12 protein-coding genes and 1 tRNA gene are annotated in these 15774 nt (G+C 28.1%); 8 read left to right on the top strand and 5 right to left on the bottom strand.

All coding sequences use genetic code 11. From position 1 onward, the window contains the following. Positions 1 to 68: 68 nt before the first annotated feature. Both ACTT9R_RS00065 and ACTT9R_RS00060 read left to right on the top strand, forming a co-directional pair. Positions 69 to 1970, top strand: a complete 1902-nt coding sequence (locus ACTT9R_RS00065) for a propionyl-CoA synthetase (protein WP_440926046.1) — start codon at positions 69 to 71, stop codon at positions 1968 to 1970. Further along, positions 1963 to 2295, top strand: coding sequence for a DMT family transporter (locus tag ACTT9R_RS00060; protein WP_440926045.1), 333 nt, complete (start codon positions 1963 to 1965; stop codon positions 2293 to 2295). The genes ACTT9R_RS00065 and ACTT9R_RS00060 overlap by 8 nt, the downstream gene beginning before the upstream one ends. Here the strand turns inward: ACTT9R_RS00060 and ACTT9R_RS00055 are convergent. Continuing rightward, positions 2288 to 3595 (bottom strand): dihydroorotase, encoded by a 1308-nt coding sequence (locus ACTT9R_RS00055; protein ID WP_440926044.1) that lies wholly within the window; start codon positions 3593 to 3595, stop codon positions 2288 to 2290. The two genes, ACTT9R_RS00060 and ACTT9R_RS00055, sit on opposite strands and share 8 nt — an antisense overlap. A gap of 43 nt (positions 3596 to 3638) precedes the next feature. Here ACTT9R_RS00055 and ygfZ point away from each other — a divergent pair, with 43 nt between their 5' ends. Next, on the top strand, positions 3639 to 4529 hold the full coding sequence (ygfZ, locus tag ACTT9R_RS00050; RefSeq protein WP_440926043.1) for a CAF17-like 4Fe-4S cluster assembly/insertion protein YgfZ: 891 nt from the start codon (positions 3639 to 3641) through the stop codon (positions 4527 to 4529). A gap of 193 nt (positions 4530 to 4722) precedes the next feature. Here the strand turns inward: ygfZ and ACTT9R_RS00045 are convergent. Next, positions 4723 to 4808 (bottom strand) — tRNA-Leu (locus tag ACTT9R_RS00045). A gap of 55 nt (positions 4809 to 4863) precedes the next feature. Between ACTT9R_RS00045 and nadA the strand changes: the two genes are divergently transcribed. Continuing rightward, positions 4864 to 5853, top strand: coding sequence for a quinolinate synthase NadA (gene nadA / locus ACTT9R_RS00040; RefSeq protein WP_440926042.1), 990 nt, complete (start codon positions 4864 to 4866; stop codon positions 5851 to 5853). 4 nt (positions 5854 to 5857) lie between these two features. Continuing rightward, positions 5858 to 6691, top strand: a complete 834-nt coding sequence (gene nadC, locus ACTT9R_RS00035) for a carboxylating nicotinate-nucleotide diphosphorylase (protein ID WP_440926041.1) — start codon at positions 5858 to 5860, stop codon at positions 6689 to 6691. On the opposite strand, the gene ACTT9R_RS00030 is transcribed toward nadC, so the two are convergent. Next, complete coding sequence (locus ACTT9R_RS00030; RefSeq protein WP_440926040.1) at positions 6688 to 7059, bottom strand: phosphoribosyl-ATP diphosphatase; 372 nt, start codon at positions 7057 to 7059, stop codon at positions 6688 to 6690. The two genes, nadC and ACTT9R_RS00030, sit on opposite strands and share 4 nt — an antisense overlap. A 66-nt stretch (positions 7060 to 7125) precedes the next feature. On the opposite strand from ACTT9R_RS00030, the gene fumC reads away from it, so the two are divergent. Further along, positions 7126 to 8514 (top strand): class II fumarate hydratase, encoded by a 1389-nt coding sequence (gene fumC / locus ACTT9R_RS00025; RefSeq protein WP_440926039.1) that lies wholly within the window; start codon positions 7126 to 7128, stop codon positions 8512 to 8514. Here fumC and ACTT9R_RS00020 read toward each other — a convergent pair. Then, positions 8502 to 9992 (bottom strand): hypothetical protein, encoded by a 1491-nt coding sequence (locus tag ACTT9R_RS00020; protein WP_440926038.1) that lies wholly within the window; start codon positions 9990 to 9992, stop codon positions 8502 to 8504. The two genes, fumC and ACTT9R_RS00020, sit on opposite strands and share 13 nt — an antisense overlap. Positions 9993 to 10026: 34 nt before the next feature. Here ACTT9R_RS00020 and ACTT9R_RS00015 point away from each other — a divergent pair, with 34 nt between their 5' ends. Continuing rightward, entirely contained in the window at positions 10027 to 12063 is a 2037-nt protein-coding gene (locus ACTT9R_RS00015; RefSeq protein WP_440926037.1) for an ATP-dependent helicase, read from the top strand. Then, entirely contained in the window at positions 12060 to 13754 is a 1695-nt protein-coding gene (locus tag ACTT9R_RS00010; protein WP_440926036.1) for a M24 family metallopeptidase, read from the top strand. The genes ACTT9R_RS00015 and ACTT9R_RS00010 overlap by 4 nt, the downstream gene beginning before the upstream one ends. On the opposite strand, the gene ligA is transcribed toward ACTT9R_RS00010, so the two are convergent. After that, positions 13737 to 15767 (bottom strand): NAD-dependent DNA ligase LigA, encoded by a 2031-nt coding sequence (ligA, locus tag ACTT9R_RS00005; RefSeq protein WP_440926312.1) that lies wholly within the window; start codon positions 15765 to 15767, stop codon positions 13737 to 13739. The genes ACTT9R_RS00010 and ligA overlap by 18 nt on opposite strands. Positions 15768 to 15774: the final 7 nt, after the last annotated feature.

Below are 15774 nucleotides of genomic sequence, written 5' to 3'. Positions count from 1 at the left end.
ATTTTTAAAATTAAATACAATTTATAAGTTAAAAACCAAAAAAATTAAGGAATTCGAATCAAATTTTTATGTCTTCTAAGTTTAATGAAATTTACGAACATTCTATAAAAAATCCTGAAAAATTTTGGAAGGAAGCCTCCGAAGATATCTTTTGGTTTAAAAAACCAACAAAAATTCTAAATAAATCTAACCCTCCTTTCTATAAATGGTTCGAAGATGGGGTCACAAATACATGTTATAATGCTTTAGACATCCATATTGATCAAGGAAGAGGTAAAAAAACAGCTTTAATCTACGATAGTCCTATTACAGGTAACAAAAGTCAGTTCACTTATGAGGAGTTAAGATCGAAGGTCTCAAAATTTGCAGGGGCATTGAGAGCTCTAGGTGCTAACAAAGGTGATCGAGTGATTATTTATATGCCAATGATCCCTGAAGCAGTGATTGCCATGCTAGCATGTGCAAGAATTGGTGCAATTCACTCTGTTGTCTTTGGTGGATTTGCCTCAAATGAGCTTGCAAGTAGAATTGATGACAGTAAAGCAAAGTTATTAGTGACTGCCTCATGTGGTTTTGAACCAGGTAGAACGGTTGAGTACAAACCTTTAGTCGATGACGCGATAAAAATAGCCAATCATAAAATTGAAAAAATGATTTTGTTTCAAAGACCTGGTCATGAGGTTAAATTAAATGCTCCAAATGAGGTCAGCTGGGAGGAAGTTGTCTCTAGTGCTAAAGATGCAGACTGTGTTGAGATGAACTCCAATGAGTTTGCTTATATTTTATATACATCAGGCACAACCGGAACCCCTAAAGGCATAGTAAGAGACATTGGAGGTCATATAGTTGCTCTTAAGTGGACTATGAAAAATATCTATAACATAGATGCAGATGATATTTGGTGGTCAGCAAGTGACATTGGCTGGATTGTTGGTCACTCATATATTGTTTACGCTCCTTTATTTAAAGGATGCACTACAGTCTTGTTTGAAGGTAAGCCTGTAGGAACTCCAGATGCAGGGGCTTTCTGGAAAATCATTTCAGATTATAAAGTAAAATCACTTTTTACAGCTCCAACAGCTTTCAGAGCGATAAAGAAAGAGGATCCTGAAGGTAAATTTTTCTCAAAATATAATCTAAGCAGTTTTGAAAGCCTATTCCTTGCTGGAGAAAGAGCTGACCCAGATACAATTAAGTGGGCAGAGAATTTACTTAAGGTTCCAGTAATTGATCATTGGTGGCAGACAGAGACTAGTTGGGCAATCAGCTCAAATTGTACAGGAATTGAAATGATGGAAACAAAATATGGTTCGGCCTGCAAAGCTGTTCCTGGATATGATGTAAAAATCATCAAACCAGACCAGTCTTTAGCTAAACCAAACGAAATGGGAGACATTGTTGTAAAACTCCCTTTACCTCCAGGTACATTCCCAACATTATGGAATGCAGATAAAAGATATAAAGAAAACTACATGTCTAATTATGAGGGATATTATCAAACATATGATGCGGGTCATATCGATGATGATGGTTATATTTGGATAATGTCTAGAACAGATGACATTATAAATGTTGCTGGCCATAGATTATCTACAGGTGCCATCGAAGAAGTATTATCCGAACATCAATCAGTTGCAGAATGTGCAGTACTTGGGATTGCAGATAAGTTAAAAGGTCAATTGCCTATTGGTTTAGTAGTTTTAAAGTCTGGTGTTGATAAAGATAATGACACTATATCAAAAGAATGCGTACAGATGGTTAGAGAAAAAATAGGTCCAGTTGCTGCATTTAAAGTTGTGATAGTTATAAAAAGATTACCTAAAACAAGATCAGGAAAAATCTTAAGGGGAACAATAAGAAAAATTGCAGATAATGTTGAATATAAAATTCCACCAACGATAGATGATCCAGCAATTTTAACTGAAATTAGGGAAGATTTAATTCAACATAAAATTTTAAACAATGGTTAAAACATATTTATTTCTTGCAGGTGCAGTATTTTTTGAGGTTGCTGGTACAATGTTGTTACCTATAACTCAAAATTTTACAAAACTAATCCCAACAGCAGCTCTTGCATTCTTTTATCTTTGTGCTTTCTATCTCTTAACTTTTGTAGCAGACAAGATTCCTATTGCTATTATGTATGCAACATGGAGCGGTCTTGGAATTTTTACTATAGCAATCCTTGGATATATATTTTTTAAACAAACTTTGGCTTGGCAAGCAATAATTGGACTATTCTTAATAGTGATAGGTATAATTTTAGTAAATAGTTTTACTGGAAAACTTAGCTAAATTGTAAGGGTGTTCCATCAGGATCACCTAAAATTTTTCCATCCTGCATTTTAATTTTTCCTGCAATAATTGTATGAGTGGGTGTTCCTTTAAATTTAAATCCATTAAATGGTGACCATTTACATTTACTCTCTATATTTTCATTTTTAATCTCAAGTGTTTTATTCATATCTACAATAGTAAAGTCAGCATCATAACCTTCTTTAATGAATCCTTTATTTTTTATTTTAAAGATTTTCACTGGATTTTCACAAACAAAGTTCATCAATTGGTTAAGAGATAATTTTCCGTCATTTATATGATTTAACATTACAGGCATTAAAGTTTGAACTCCTGGCATCCCTGAAGGAGTATTTGGATATACCTTATCTTTATTTTCTTTTAAATGAGGAGCATGATCAGATCCAATGGTATCATTAAAGTTATTTCTCACTCCATACCATAATCTATCATAATGAGATTTATCTCTTAATGGTGGATTCATCTGAGCATAAGTTCCTAACTTGTCATAACAATCTGGAGCATAAAGAGTTAAATGCTGGGGAGTAATCTCAAATGTTATATTTCCTTTGTGTTGTGATAGAAAATCAATTTCTTCTTTTGTTGTAATATGAAGTACATGAGCTTTTTTGTTATGCTTTTCTGCAATTCGAACAATTCTTCTAGTTGATGCTATTGCACATTCTACACTTCTCCATACCGGATGGGTATGAACATCACCCTCTTTTATTAGTTTCTTGTTTACTTTTAAAATCGCCTCATCCTCTGAATGAACCGCTACTACTTTTGAAGCATTTTGAAAAACTTTATCTATATCATCTTCTTCAGCAACTAATAAATTACCTGTTGAAGATCCTGCAAAAAGTTTAATACCACAACAACCTTCTAAACCCTCTAGACTTGCCAAATCATCCGCATTATCTGCAGTTGCACCAAAATAAAAAGCATAATTACAATACATTCTATTTTTAGCGAGATCTAATTTTCTTTGAAATTCCTTGATATTTGAAGTTGGTGGATTAGTATTTGGCATTTCAAATACACTTGTAATACCTCCTGCTATTGCTGCTCTACTCCCTGAATGCAGATCCTCAGTATCTGTTGACCCTGGTTCTCTAAAATGTGTTTGGGTGTCTATGCAGCCAGGTAATACTGTATGACTTTCTGCATCAATTATCTCTTTTGCTTCTTCTGAAATTTGTCCAATCTGATGAATTTTTCCGTCTTTTATCGAAACATCAACATCTTTCAACTCACCATCGATGTAACATTGTCCGTTTTTAATTATAAGATCTAACATTTTGAGAAATTGTTATTATATTACATTCTACAATTAATCAATTATGAATATAAAAAACGTTTATATTTTAGATGACAGAGCAATTCTTTATATTAATGGAGAAGATGCAAAAGAATTTCTTCAAAATCTCATTAGTAACGACATAAACAAAGTAAGCGATGTAAATAGTTGTTTTAGTTCATTACTTACACCCCAGGGTAAATTTTTATATGAATTTATAATTGTGAAACATAAGTCTGGATATCTTTTGGATTGTGAAAAACCACAGGCAGAGGAGTTATTCAAACAGTTAACTCTTTATAGGCTTAGATCAAAAGTTGAAATTCTAAATTTAAGTAATGAATTTGTTGTTGCAGCATTTTCTCATGAAAAATTCTTGACTTTTGATGGAGCAAAAGATCAACCTGGATGCACAATTAAATATAGAGAGGATCCAATATTTTTAGATCCAAGAAATAAGGATTTGGGTGCGAGATTAATTATTAATTTAGAAAAACTTTATTTATCTTTAAAAAAATTAGATCTTCATGATGCTAATCTTAAAGAATATTATTCATTAAGTCATAGTCTTGGAATAGTTCCAAAGGATTTAAATAAATTAAAAGACAAATTGTTCGGTATTGAATGTAATTTTGAAGAACTAAATGGAATTGATTTCAAAAAAGGCTGTTATGTTGGCCAAGAAAATACAGCACGAATTAAATTAAAGAACAAGCTTTCAAAAAGATTGTTTCCAATAAATGTAATTAATGGAAAACTACACGAAGGCGAAAGTATTTATAATAATGAAATTGAAATAGGTAAGGTTTTAATTGATAGCGACTACCCTTTTGCTTTAATTAAATACTTAAACGAAGACTTTGATGAAAAAGCAAATTTTAAAACTAAAGATGCTTCAATAAATATCAATAAACCTAATTGGATAAAAAACTAATTTTCTTATTTAAATAAATAAACAATCATTAAAATAATAAAAACTACAATAATCCATATACTGAGATTTTTAAGAAATTGCTTTAATTGAGAATTTGATTGTAAAAAACTTGGTAGAACTAAAAGCAATACCCCAACCATAAATATTACTGAAAGTAATTTATCCATCAAAAACTCCAATATACAATTCACTTTGGTGCGGTCGGAGAGACTCGAACTCTCATGGACTAGGTCCACACGGCCCTCAACCGTGCCTGTCTACCAATTTCAGCACGACCGCGATATGTCCCATAATAAATGAATGACAATCATGATTCAAATTGGTAAAAATCTGTATGGAATTTACACAAGAAGTGCGTAAAGCAACAGATCCTATTTATCAAAAAATTTCTAAAGTTATGCCTGAAATTGAATGGTCAGTTCATGCTCCGTATATTCATAAAATTAATAAATTAAAAAAAGAAAAAAATGCTGTAATTCTTGCTCACAACTATCAAACTCCAGAAATTTATCATGGGGTAGCAGATTTTTCTGCAGACTCTTTAGCTTTAGCAATTGAAGCCTCAAAAACTTCAGCTGATATTATTTTAATGGCTGGAGTACATTTCATGGCAGAAACCGCAAAATTAATGAGCCCTAATAAAAAAGTTATTCTTCCTGATATGGATGCTGGTTGTTCTTTATCATCATCTATTACAGGTAAAGATGTTAGGCTATTAAAAGAAAAATACCCAGGCGTTCCCGTTGTATCTTATGTTAATACATCTGCAGAAGTTAAAGCGGAAACAGATGTTTGTTGCACATCAGCAAATGCAGTCAAAATTGTTAAATCACTTGGTGTAAAAAAAGTGATATTTTTACCAGATGATTATTTGGCAAAATACGTAGCTTCTCAAACTGATGTTGAAATTATTTCTTGGAAAGGAATTTGCATTGTTCACGATCAATTTAATAAAAAAGAAATAGAGGATATAAGAAAAAATAATCCAGGAATTAAAATTATTGCACACCCAGAATGTCCTCCTGATGTAATTAAAGCAAGTGATTTTGCTGGATCAACATCTGGAATGATTAAATATGTAAAAGATAATCAACCAAAAAAAGTAATGATGGTTACTGAGTGCTCAATGAGTGACAATATCCAAATAGAAAATCCAAATGTAGACTTTGTTAAACCGTGTAATATGTGTCCTCATATGAAAAAAATTACACTTCCAAAAATATTAGATTGTTTGGAAAATGAGAGTGGTGAAATTATTATGGACAAAGAAACAATTGAGAAAGCTAGAATATCTGTAGAGAGAATGGCAGCTATTGGCAGATAAATAAGTGTCAAAAATAAAACTTAGCAAAGAATTTATCAAAAGCACTGTTAAGCTAGCATTGAATGAAGATCTTTACCCTTCAGGAGATATTACATCAAGTTTAATTAATAAAGATAATATTGTTAATGTTAAATTAATTTCAAATCAAAAAGCAATTGTTGGAGGATTGTTGTTTGCAAAAGAAGCATTCTCATTAATTGATAATAAAATAAAATTTATTGTTAAGAAAAAAGATGGTACAGGAGTAAAAAAAGGTTCTTTAGTTGCTTTAATTAAAGGAAAAGCAAAAAATATTTTAATTGCGGAAAGGGTTGCTTTAAATTTTTTGTCTCACATTTCTGGAATAGCAACTAAAACAAATGAATTTGTTAGATTAGCTGGTAAAAAAACTAAAATTTGTTGCACAAGAAAAACAATTCCAAATTTAAGAGTTATCCAAAAATATGCTGTTAAATTAGGTGGAGGTACAAATCATAGATTTAATTTAAGCGATGAGTATTTAATTAAAGATAACCATATCGCGAGCTCAGATTTAAAGAGTATCGTATTAAAAGCCATTAAAAATAAAAAAGGAAAAAAAATTACGGTTGAGGTTGATACAATCAAACAACTTAAATCAATTTTAGGTCTAAAATTTAATACTGTTCTGCTTGACAACATGAATTTAAAAAATTTAAGAGAAAGTGTTAAAATAGTTAAAAAACTTTATGAAACTGAAGCTTCTGGAAATGTTAGTTTAAAAACTGTTAAAGCTATTGCATCTACTGGAGTTAATAGAATTTCTGTTGGCAGTATTACACATAGCGCTCCTGGTGTTGACTTTAAGTTAGAAATCTAATTTACGAATTTAGAAAGATTAGGTTTAAAATAGTTTGGACCTTTCATGACTTTACCAGACTCATTGTAAATTGGTTTCCCATTTTCGTCTAACTTACTCATGTTTGAATTTTGGACTTCATCAAAACATTTATCTAGATCAATTCCAAATGCATGTCCTGCTCCATAAGTAACATATAATATATCTGTTAGCGCATCAGCTACTTCTAATAAATCCTTGTTATTCATTGCTTCTGTAAGCTCTTCTAGTTCCTCTTTAATTAGGTCTAACCTTAATTTATTTATTTTATCATTACTAAATGAAGGTTTGGTTTTAACCTCTTGACCAAAAGTTTTCATGAAAGTGCCTACTTTGCTAAAATTCGACATAATGCTCCTGTATGTTTTTAAAAATTTATTGTATGTTAATAATTATTTGTTACTTAAAATTTATCAATGAAATTAAGAAAAGAATTTGACAGTATTGGAAGTATAAATGTCCCAAATGATAAGTACTGGGGTGCATCTACTCAAAGATCCAACAAATATTTTAATATAGGTAAAATTTTAGTTAATATTTCAATCATTAAATCTATAGCAATTATAAAAAGATCAGCTGCAATAGTGCATGCAAAAGATAAATTGATTGATGGTAAAATTTCTAAAGCAATAATCAAAGCATCGGATGAAGTGATTAAAGGTAAATTGGATGAAAACTTTCCTTTAAAAGTCTGGCAAACAGGTTCTGGAACACAAACAAATATGAATGTAAATGAGGTCATCGCTAACAGAGCAATAGAAATTTTAGGTGGAAGAAAAGGTACAAAAAAACCTGTTCATCCAAATGATCATGTAAACAAATCTCAATCTACAAATGATGTTTTCCCAACCGCAATGCATATCTCGGTAGCTAAAGAGACTATTTCCAAAATGCTACCAAGCTTAAAAAGCTTAGAAAAGGAACTAAAAAGAAAATCTAGTGAATTTAAAAACATAGTTAAAATTGGAAGAACCCATTTGCAAGATGCTACGCCACTATCTCTCGGACAGGAGTTTTCAGGATATCATTTTCAAGTTAAAAAAAGCATTGAAAGAATAGAATATGCATTAAAAGAAATATTATTTCTTGCTCAAGGTGGTACTGCTGTTGGCACCGGAATAAATTCAAAGAAAAATTTTGACAAAAAAATTGTTAAAGAGATTGCTAAATTTACTAAAATTAAATTTAAACCAGCTCCAAATAAATTTGCTGAGCTTGCTGCTCATGATGCAATTGTTAATTTTTCTGGTGCTCTTAATACCTGCGCGGTAGCTTTAATGAAAATATCTAATGATATTCGTTTCTTAGGTTCTGGCCCAAGAGCTGGATACGGAGAATTAATCTTACCTGAAAATGAACCAGGCTCATCTATAATGCCAGGGAAAGTTAATCCAACACAATGTGAAGCTGTAACAATGGTTTGTGTCAAAGTGATTGGAAATCATAATGGAATAACTATGGCAGGATCTCACGGTCATTTTGAACTTAACGTTTTTAAGCCTTTAATTGCTCATAACATCTTACAGTCAATCGACTTGATTGCTGACAGCACAAAGAATTTTGCTCTTTATTGTGTTAAAGGAATAAAAGCTAACAAAAAGAAAATACAGGAGCATCTTGATAATTCGTTAATGCTTGTTACTGCACTAGCTCCACATATTGGATATGATAATGCTGCAAAAATTGCAAAAACTGCACTTAAAAATAATACAACTTTAAAGCATGAAACTTTAAAGACAGGACTAATAACCGAAAAAGACTACAATAAAATTGTTGATCCTAAAAAGATGATTTACCCAGCATAGCTCTTAATTGCTTGGTTTAATAAGTTTTTAAAATAAATTTTATTTTGTAAATCATCTTTTTTTAAAATTACATTACTTAGAATTTTATTAACATTATTATTAATTTTATTGTCAATTTTAATATCTTTTAACTCGGCTATTTTTTGGTCAAAATTATAAGTAAAATTTAAATCAATTTGATTAATTTTGCTCCTATTATTTTTTGGTGTTAGAAGAAATTTATACAACTTATTAAATTCTTTAATTTTTATCTTAAGCTTGCCATCCAAGACTAGTTCTCCATTTCTAACAAAAATTAAACTTTCTATTAATTCAAAATCTGCAATATCTCTCCATTCGAATTTTGTCCTATCTGTATCGATTAAACCATCTTGGATTTTTAAATTTAATTCAATATTTTTAAAGTTAGAATTTTTATAAATACTATCTGCGTTAATATTGAATTTAAAATCAATATTTTTATTATTAAATATTTCTGTTTTCAGAAGTTGAGCCACAATTGCATTAGAACTAAATAGATAATTTAAATTTATTTCATCTGAATTACCCTCTAAATTTGCGTAAAAAGGTTTGAAATTGAATTTGCCTTTATAGGTAACATCTGGTTGATCAATTTTGTCGAATATATGAAAATCAAATGAACTTTTTTCAATTTTATAATCTACAAGTCTTTTAATTTTATTGAAATTAACCTTTGATTTTCCAATTTTTTTATTATTCTCAAAGATCAATTCATTTTCAATATTAAGGTTCATTAAATCCAGATTAATCGTAGATAAATTTTTCTTGTTATCTTCACTAAAAAAAGATTCTACTGAAAAAGGAATATTAAATATTTCATTTTCTGAATAGAAAATATTTTTTAATTCATTTGAATCAAAATAATATTTCATCTTAAAAATTTTGGTTATAAACAAAACTTCATCCTCTATATGTTTAAAAAAAACATTGCTATTATTAATTATTATATTTCCATCTTGGAAATCTCTATTTAATAGCTCTATAAAGAAATTATAATTTTTTGTATTAAGATTAAAATTTGCGTCTTCTAAAACCATATCTCTTATTTCAATATCATTTATTGAAAAAAGATTATCAAATGATGTGAAAATTTTTAATTTACTAATTTCAGCAAATTTTTTTTTATTATCAAAAATTTTAGAGTCTGTAGTTGTGAAATGAGGTCTTGGAAAAAAGTTATATTTTATATCTTGAGAAAATTTAAAATTTAAATCATATTTGATTTGAAGCTCATTTTTTAATTTTTTTGAAATATCAGTTTGATTGAAAAAAGTAGGTAATAATAAATAAGATACAAAAATAACAAAAAGTGCGACAAAAGTTAAAATTATTTTATTATTTTTAAATAAATAACTTAAATTTTTAGAATTTAACTTGTTTAAATTTTTTTCTAAAAGATTATTAATAAAATTATTAATGTTTTTTAAATGTTTTACAAAAAAATTTGTTTTACTCATAACAATTAAGAAATCTTATAAAGGATTATTTTAAATGATAAACAAAGATTATTTAGAAAATTTAAATGATGCCCAAAAAGAAGCTGTTCTACATCTAGATGGCCCACTTTTGATTGTTGCTGGGGCCGGATCTGGAAAAACAAAAGTTTTAACTTCAAGAATTGCTAATATTATTAAAGAAAAAAAGGCATTTCCAAATCAAATCTTGGCAGTAACATTTACAAATAAAGCTGCCAAAGAGATGCAAAATAGAGTCAGTAAAATACTTGGCTCTACCGCAGTCGGACTTTCATGGCTAGGCACATTTCATTCCATTTGTGCGAAATTATTGCGAAAACATGCATCTGCTGCAAATCTTAATTCCAATTTTACTATTATTGACTCAGATGATCAGATTAGACTTATTAAAAATATTTGTAAGGCTGAAAATATTGACATTAAACAATTATCTCCAAGGTTTATATTAGCAATAATTGATCGTTGGAAAAATAAAGGATTTTATCCTGATGAAGTAGTAATAAATAAAAAAGATCTTTATGAAAAAACAATTCTTCCACTTTATAAAACTTATCAACAAAAATTAACTGACCTCAACTCTTGTGACTTTGGAGATCTTATCTTGCATGCTGTTAAAATTTTAGAATTTAATACAGATATTAGAGAATTATATTCGAAAAATTTTAAATATATTCTTGTCGATGAATATCAAGATACAAATTTTATTCAGAGTAAATGGCTTAATCTCCTTTCAGAAAAAAATAAAAATATTTGCTGTGTAGGGGATGATGATCAATCGATTTATAGTTGGAGGGGTGCAGAAATAAAAAATTTTTTAGAATTTGATCAAGTTTATAAGCATACAAAAGTAATAAGATTAGAGCAAAATTATAGATCTTCTCAAAATATTTTATCAGTAGCTTCAGACCTTATTTCTAATAATCAAAATAGAGTTGGAAAAACATTGATTACTACAATGGAAGAGGGTGATCCAGTACAATTAAACTGTTTTAAAAATGGTAAGGATGAAGCAATTGGGATTTCTGATGAAATTGAAAAAAAAATAAAAAAAAAATTTTCGTATAATAACATTGCAATTTTAGTTCGGGCCATTTTTCAAACGCGTGAATTTGAGGAAAGATTTCTTAAAATTGGTATGCCTTACAGAATATTAGGTGGTACAAAATTTTACGAAAGAGCTGAAATTAAAGATTGTGTTGCATATTTAAGATTAATACATCAGGAAAAAGATGACTTGGCTTTTGAAAGGATAGTGAATAACCCTAAGAGATCGATAGGTGATAGTACTTTAAAAAATATTCATGAGTTTGCTAAGGAAAATAATTTAAATTTAGAAAGAGCATCAATAAAAATGCTTGAAAAAAATTTGATTAAACCGAAAGCTAAAATTGGTCTTAGTTTATTTATTAATTCTTTGATGAAGTGGAGAAACGATTTAATTGTAAAAAAATCAAGTCATATAAAATTATTACAAATTGTTTTGGATGAATCAGGATATTCAGCAATGCTTAAAAATAAAAAAGATTTGGATAATGAAAATAGATTAGAAAATATTAAAGAGTTATTAAGTGCAATGAAAGAATTTGACAATTTAGAAAGTTTTTTAGAACACGTTTCTTTAGCAACGTCTGTAGATCAGGAATGGGACGGCGAAAAAATTAACATGATGACTATGCACGCAGCAAAAGGTTTAGAGTTTGATGTCGTATTTTTACCTGGATGGGAGGAAGGATTGTTTCCACACCAAAAATCTATCGAAGAAAAAGGTCAAAATGGCCTAGAGGAAGAAAGACGTTTAGCATATGTAGGAATTACAAGAGCAAAGAAAAAAGCTATAATTTCCTTTTCAATGAATAGATTTTATCAAGGAGACTGGATTGATAGTATGGCTTCAAGATTTATTGATGAATTACCTGAAAAACATTTAGAAAAAAATTCTTACTTTGATGAGGAAACTAACAATGATAATGATTTTGAATTCAATCAGGATTTAGAAATTGAAGAAGGCACAAGAAGCCCTGGATGGATAAGATATCAAAAGAGAATTAAATGAGAAATTATATAAAAATTTTAAGAAGTAAATTTAAAAAATATGAAATTGACGGTTACGTAATTCCAAAAAATGATGATTTTTTCACAGAATATTCAAAATTAAATCGATTAGAAGTTATTTCAAATTTTAGTGGATCAGCTGGGTTAGCAATTATTCTTAAAAATAAAAATTATTTATTTACTGACGGAAGATACACAATTCAGAGTAGGATTGAAAGCGGAAAAAATTTTAAAATTTATAGTTTTGAAAAATTAATAAATTGTAGTTTATTTAAAAATCTTAGACTTGGTATAGATCCAAAGCTATTTACCAATATTCAAATAAAAAATTATTTTTTAAAATATAATAAAATAAAACATATTGAAAAAAATCTGATTGATGAGATTAAAAAACAAAAAGAAAGCAAAACTATACCATTTTTTTCTCTAGACAAAAAAGTTGTTGGGGAAAGTGTAAATTCTAAATTAAATAAAATATCTAAATATTTAAAAAAAAATAAATCTGATTATATTTTTATTAGTGCACCCGAAAACGTTGCATGGATTTTAAATATAAGGGGTGGTGATAGCCCAAATAGTCCTGTACCTAACTCAAGATTAATAATAAGTAAGTCAAAAAAAATATTATTAATAACTGATCTTAAAAAATGTAAAAAATTATTAAAAAAAAAAGTTATAAAAAAAAACGAATTTTTAAATGTAAATTATTTATCAAAACAAATATTAGCACTTAAAGGAAAAAATTTTATTGTAGACGGTAAATCTTGCTCAATATATTTTGAAAATTTAATTAAATCAAAATTTAAAATTATAAATAGAGAAGATCCTACTTATCTTTTAAAGGCAGTTAAAAATAAAACTGAAATTGAGAATATGACTAATGCTCATATTTCTGACGGAGTAGCATTAACAAAATTTTTATTTTGGATAAAAAAAATTAATAAAAGAAAAATTACAGAAGTAGAAGCTGCTAAGAAATTAGAAAATTTTAGAAAATTAAATAAGAACTTTCTGTATCCTAGTTTTGATACAATTACAGGCTCTGGCAAAAATGGCGCTATAGTTCATTATCGTGCTAAACAAGGAAATTGCAGAACTATAAATAAAAGAGATCTTTTACTTTGTGATTCTGGTGGGCAATATAAATATGGTACAACAGATGTTACAAGAACAATTTGTTTTTCAAAACAAAAACAAAAAATTAAAAATATTTTCACTAAAGTTTTAAAAGGTCATATTGCTGTAGCTACAACTGATGTAAGTAAAGACAATATCGGAAAAAAAATTGATAAAAGAGCAAGAAAATTTTTAAATGAAATTAACTTAGATTACGCCCATGGTACAGGACATGGTGTTGGTTATTTTCTTAATGTTCATGAGGGACCTCAATCAATTACAAAAATAAATACAGTAAAAATAAGAGAGGGCATGATTTTAAGTAATGAGCCCGGATATTATAAAACTAATGAATATGGAATTAGGATTGAAAATTTAGTTTATGTAAAAAAAGTAAATAAAAAATTATTATTCCAAAATTTTACTATGGCGCCTATAGAAAAAGATTTAATCAATTTTGATTTATTAACAGTTACTGAAAAAAACTATTTATTTAAATATCATTTAGAAGTTTATTCAAAGATATCAAAATATTTAAATCCAAATGAGAAAAAGTGGTTAGCTAGTTTTATTTAGCATTCTCATAAATTCAGCTTGATCTATAACATTTATTTTTAGTTGTTTAGCATTGTCTATTTTTTTTTTAGTTGGCTTGTCCCCAATTATTAAATAATTTAATTTCTTTGACACACTGCTAACTGTTTTGCCAGAATTTTCTTCAATCATAGATTTTAATTCTGCTCTACTAATTCCATTTAATTTTCCTGTAACTAAAAAAGTTTTATTTTTTAATAAACCCTCATCAGAATTTTGAATTGTATTTTTAACAACTAAAACTTTTTCTAATTCATTCAAAACTCTTTTATTAGTTTTATTTGAAAAAAAACTTTTGATAGAGTTTATTTGTGTTTCGCCGATGCCATCAATATTTAACAAATCTTCATAATCATTTTGAATAGATAAATTTTTAAATTTTGAAAATGATGTAAAATGTTTTGATAACAACTTTGCATTCTCTAATCCTATATGTCTAATTCCTAACGAGTAAATTAATTTCTCTAAAGAAATATTCTTTTTTTGATTAATGGAATACATCAAATTTTTAACAGATAATTGACCCCAACCATCTAGATTTTCAATTTTTGAATAATCTAATTTAAATATATCTTGAGGGAATTTTATAAATTTTAATTTCCAAAAATTTTCGACTATTTTTTTTCCAAAACCATCAATATTAAAAGCCTCTTTTGATACAAAATGTTTTAATTTTTCAATTGATATTTTATCACAATAATAACCTTCGCTAGAACATCTCCTAACTGCATCGACTTTTTTTGTAATTTTGTTAAACTCTTTAATTGTTTTTGATCCACATGAAGGACAATTTCGTGGAAAAATAAATTTTTTAGAATTTTTTAATCTTTTATTTATATCTACAGATAGTATGTGCGGTATGACATCTCCTGCTCTCTCTATAACAGCCGTATCGCCTACTCTAATATCTTTTCGGTTGATTTCATCTTCGTTATGTAATGTTGCGTTTGAAACTATAACTCCACCAATATTAATTGGCTTTATCTTCGCAACTGGCGTTAAGGCACCAGTTCTTCCAACCTGAATCTCTATATCTAAAATTTGAGAAATAGCTTTATTAGATGAAAATTTGTGAGCTATGGCCCATCTAGGAGCGTTAGCAACATTTCCCAATCTTTTTTGCATTGTAAACTCATTAACTTTGTAAACTATTCCATCTATATCAAAATCTATATCGGCTCTTTTTTTTTCTATTTCTTGATAATTTTTCATTAAATTTTTTATACCTGAATTTAAAACATTTAATGGGTTTGTTTTAAATCCCCATTCGGTTAATTTTTTTAAAAAATCAAATTGATTATTAACTGTTAAACCCTTTTCATATCCAAATGTATAAGCAATAAATTTTAAAGGTATTTTTTTGGTTTGTTCTGGATTTTTTTGTCTTAGAGATCCTGAGGCAGCATTTCTTGGATTTGCAAATTTATCTTTAAGTTTTTGAAAATCACTATTTTGTATAAATACTTCACCTCTAATATCGATTTCTTGAGGAAATTCTTTTGAATTAATAAATTTAGGAATATCTTTTACAGTCGAAAGGTTTAATGTTATATCTTCTCCCTCTTTACCATCTCCTCTAGATAATCCTTTTGTGAATTTACCATTTATATAAGTTAAAGATGCAGAGATGCCATCTATCTTGGGTTCTGCAGAATAGCTAATAATAGAGCTCACCTCCAGAGAAAGAAAATTTTTTATTTTTTTTTCAAAGTTTACAAGATCATTTTCTGTAAAAGCATTTCCTAAAGAAAGCATTGGAACTCTGTGCAAAACTTTTTTAAAATTTTTTGATGGTTTATATCCTACTTGCGATAATGGAGAGTTATTTTTTTTTAAAAAATCATATTTTTTTTCAAATTCAATTATGTCTTTTTTTAATTTATCATAATCTGAGTCTGGTATTTCAGACAAATTCTCATCAAAATACTTTTTATTATAATACTGATATAATTTTAGTTTTTTATTGTATTCATTTTTGATCAAATTTTTTTTCATATTAATC

The sequence above is a fragment of the Candidatus Pelagibacter sp. genome (assembly GCF_052049835.1).
Classification (GTDB): Bacteria; Pseudomonadota; Alphaproteobacteria; order Pelagibacterales; family Pelagibacteraceae; genus Pelagibacter.
This window is presented reverse-complemented; position numbering and strand designations above follow the sequence as displayed.

Excerpts from the sequence above, each read along its gene's own strand:
- ACTT9R_RS00065 (WP_440926046.1), top strand. The coding sequence starts at position 69 with ATGTCTTCTAAGTTTAATGAAATTTACGAACATTCTATAAAAAATCCT.
- ACTT9R_RS00060 (WP_440926045.1), top strand. The coding sequence starts at position 1,963 with ATGGTTAAAACATATTTATTTCTTGCAGGTGCAGTATTTTTTGAGGTT.
- ACTT9R_RS00055 (WP_440926044.1), bottom strand. The coding sequence starts at position 3,595 with ATGTTAGATCTTATAATTAAAAACGGACAATGTTACATCGATGGTGAG.
- ygfZ (WP_440926043.1), top strand. The coding sequence starts at position 3,639 with ATGAATATAAAAAACGTTTATATTTTAGATGACAGAGCAATTCTTTAT.
- nadA (WP_440926042.1), top strand. The coding sequence starts at position 4,864 with ATGGAATTTACACAAGAAGTGCGTAAAGCAACAGATCCTATTTATCAA.
- ACTT9R_RS00030 (WP_440926040.1), bottom strand. The coding sequence starts at position 7,059 with ATGTCGAATTTTAGCAAAGTAGGCACTTTCATGAAAACTTTTGGTCAA.
- fumC (WP_440926039.1), top strand. The coding sequence starts at position 7,126 with ATGAAATTAAGAAAAGAATTTGACAGTATTGGAAGTATAAATGTCCCA.
- ACTT9R_RS00020 (WP_440926038.1), bottom strand. The coding sequence starts at position 9,992 with ATGAGTAAAACAAATTTTTTTGTAAAACATTTAAAAAACATTAATAAT.
- ACTT9R_RS00015 (WP_440926037.1), top strand. The coding sequence starts at position 10,027 with ATGATAAACAAAGATTATTTAGAAAATTTAAATGATGCCCAAAAAGAA.
- ACTT9R_RS00010 (WP_440926036.1), top strand. The coding sequence starts at position 12,060 with ATGAGAAATTATATAAAAATTTTAAGAAGTAAATTTAAAAAATATGAA.
- ligA (WP_440926312.1), bottom strand. The coding sequence starts at position 15,767 with ATGAAAAAAAATTTGATCAAAAATGAATACAATAAAAAACTAAAATTA.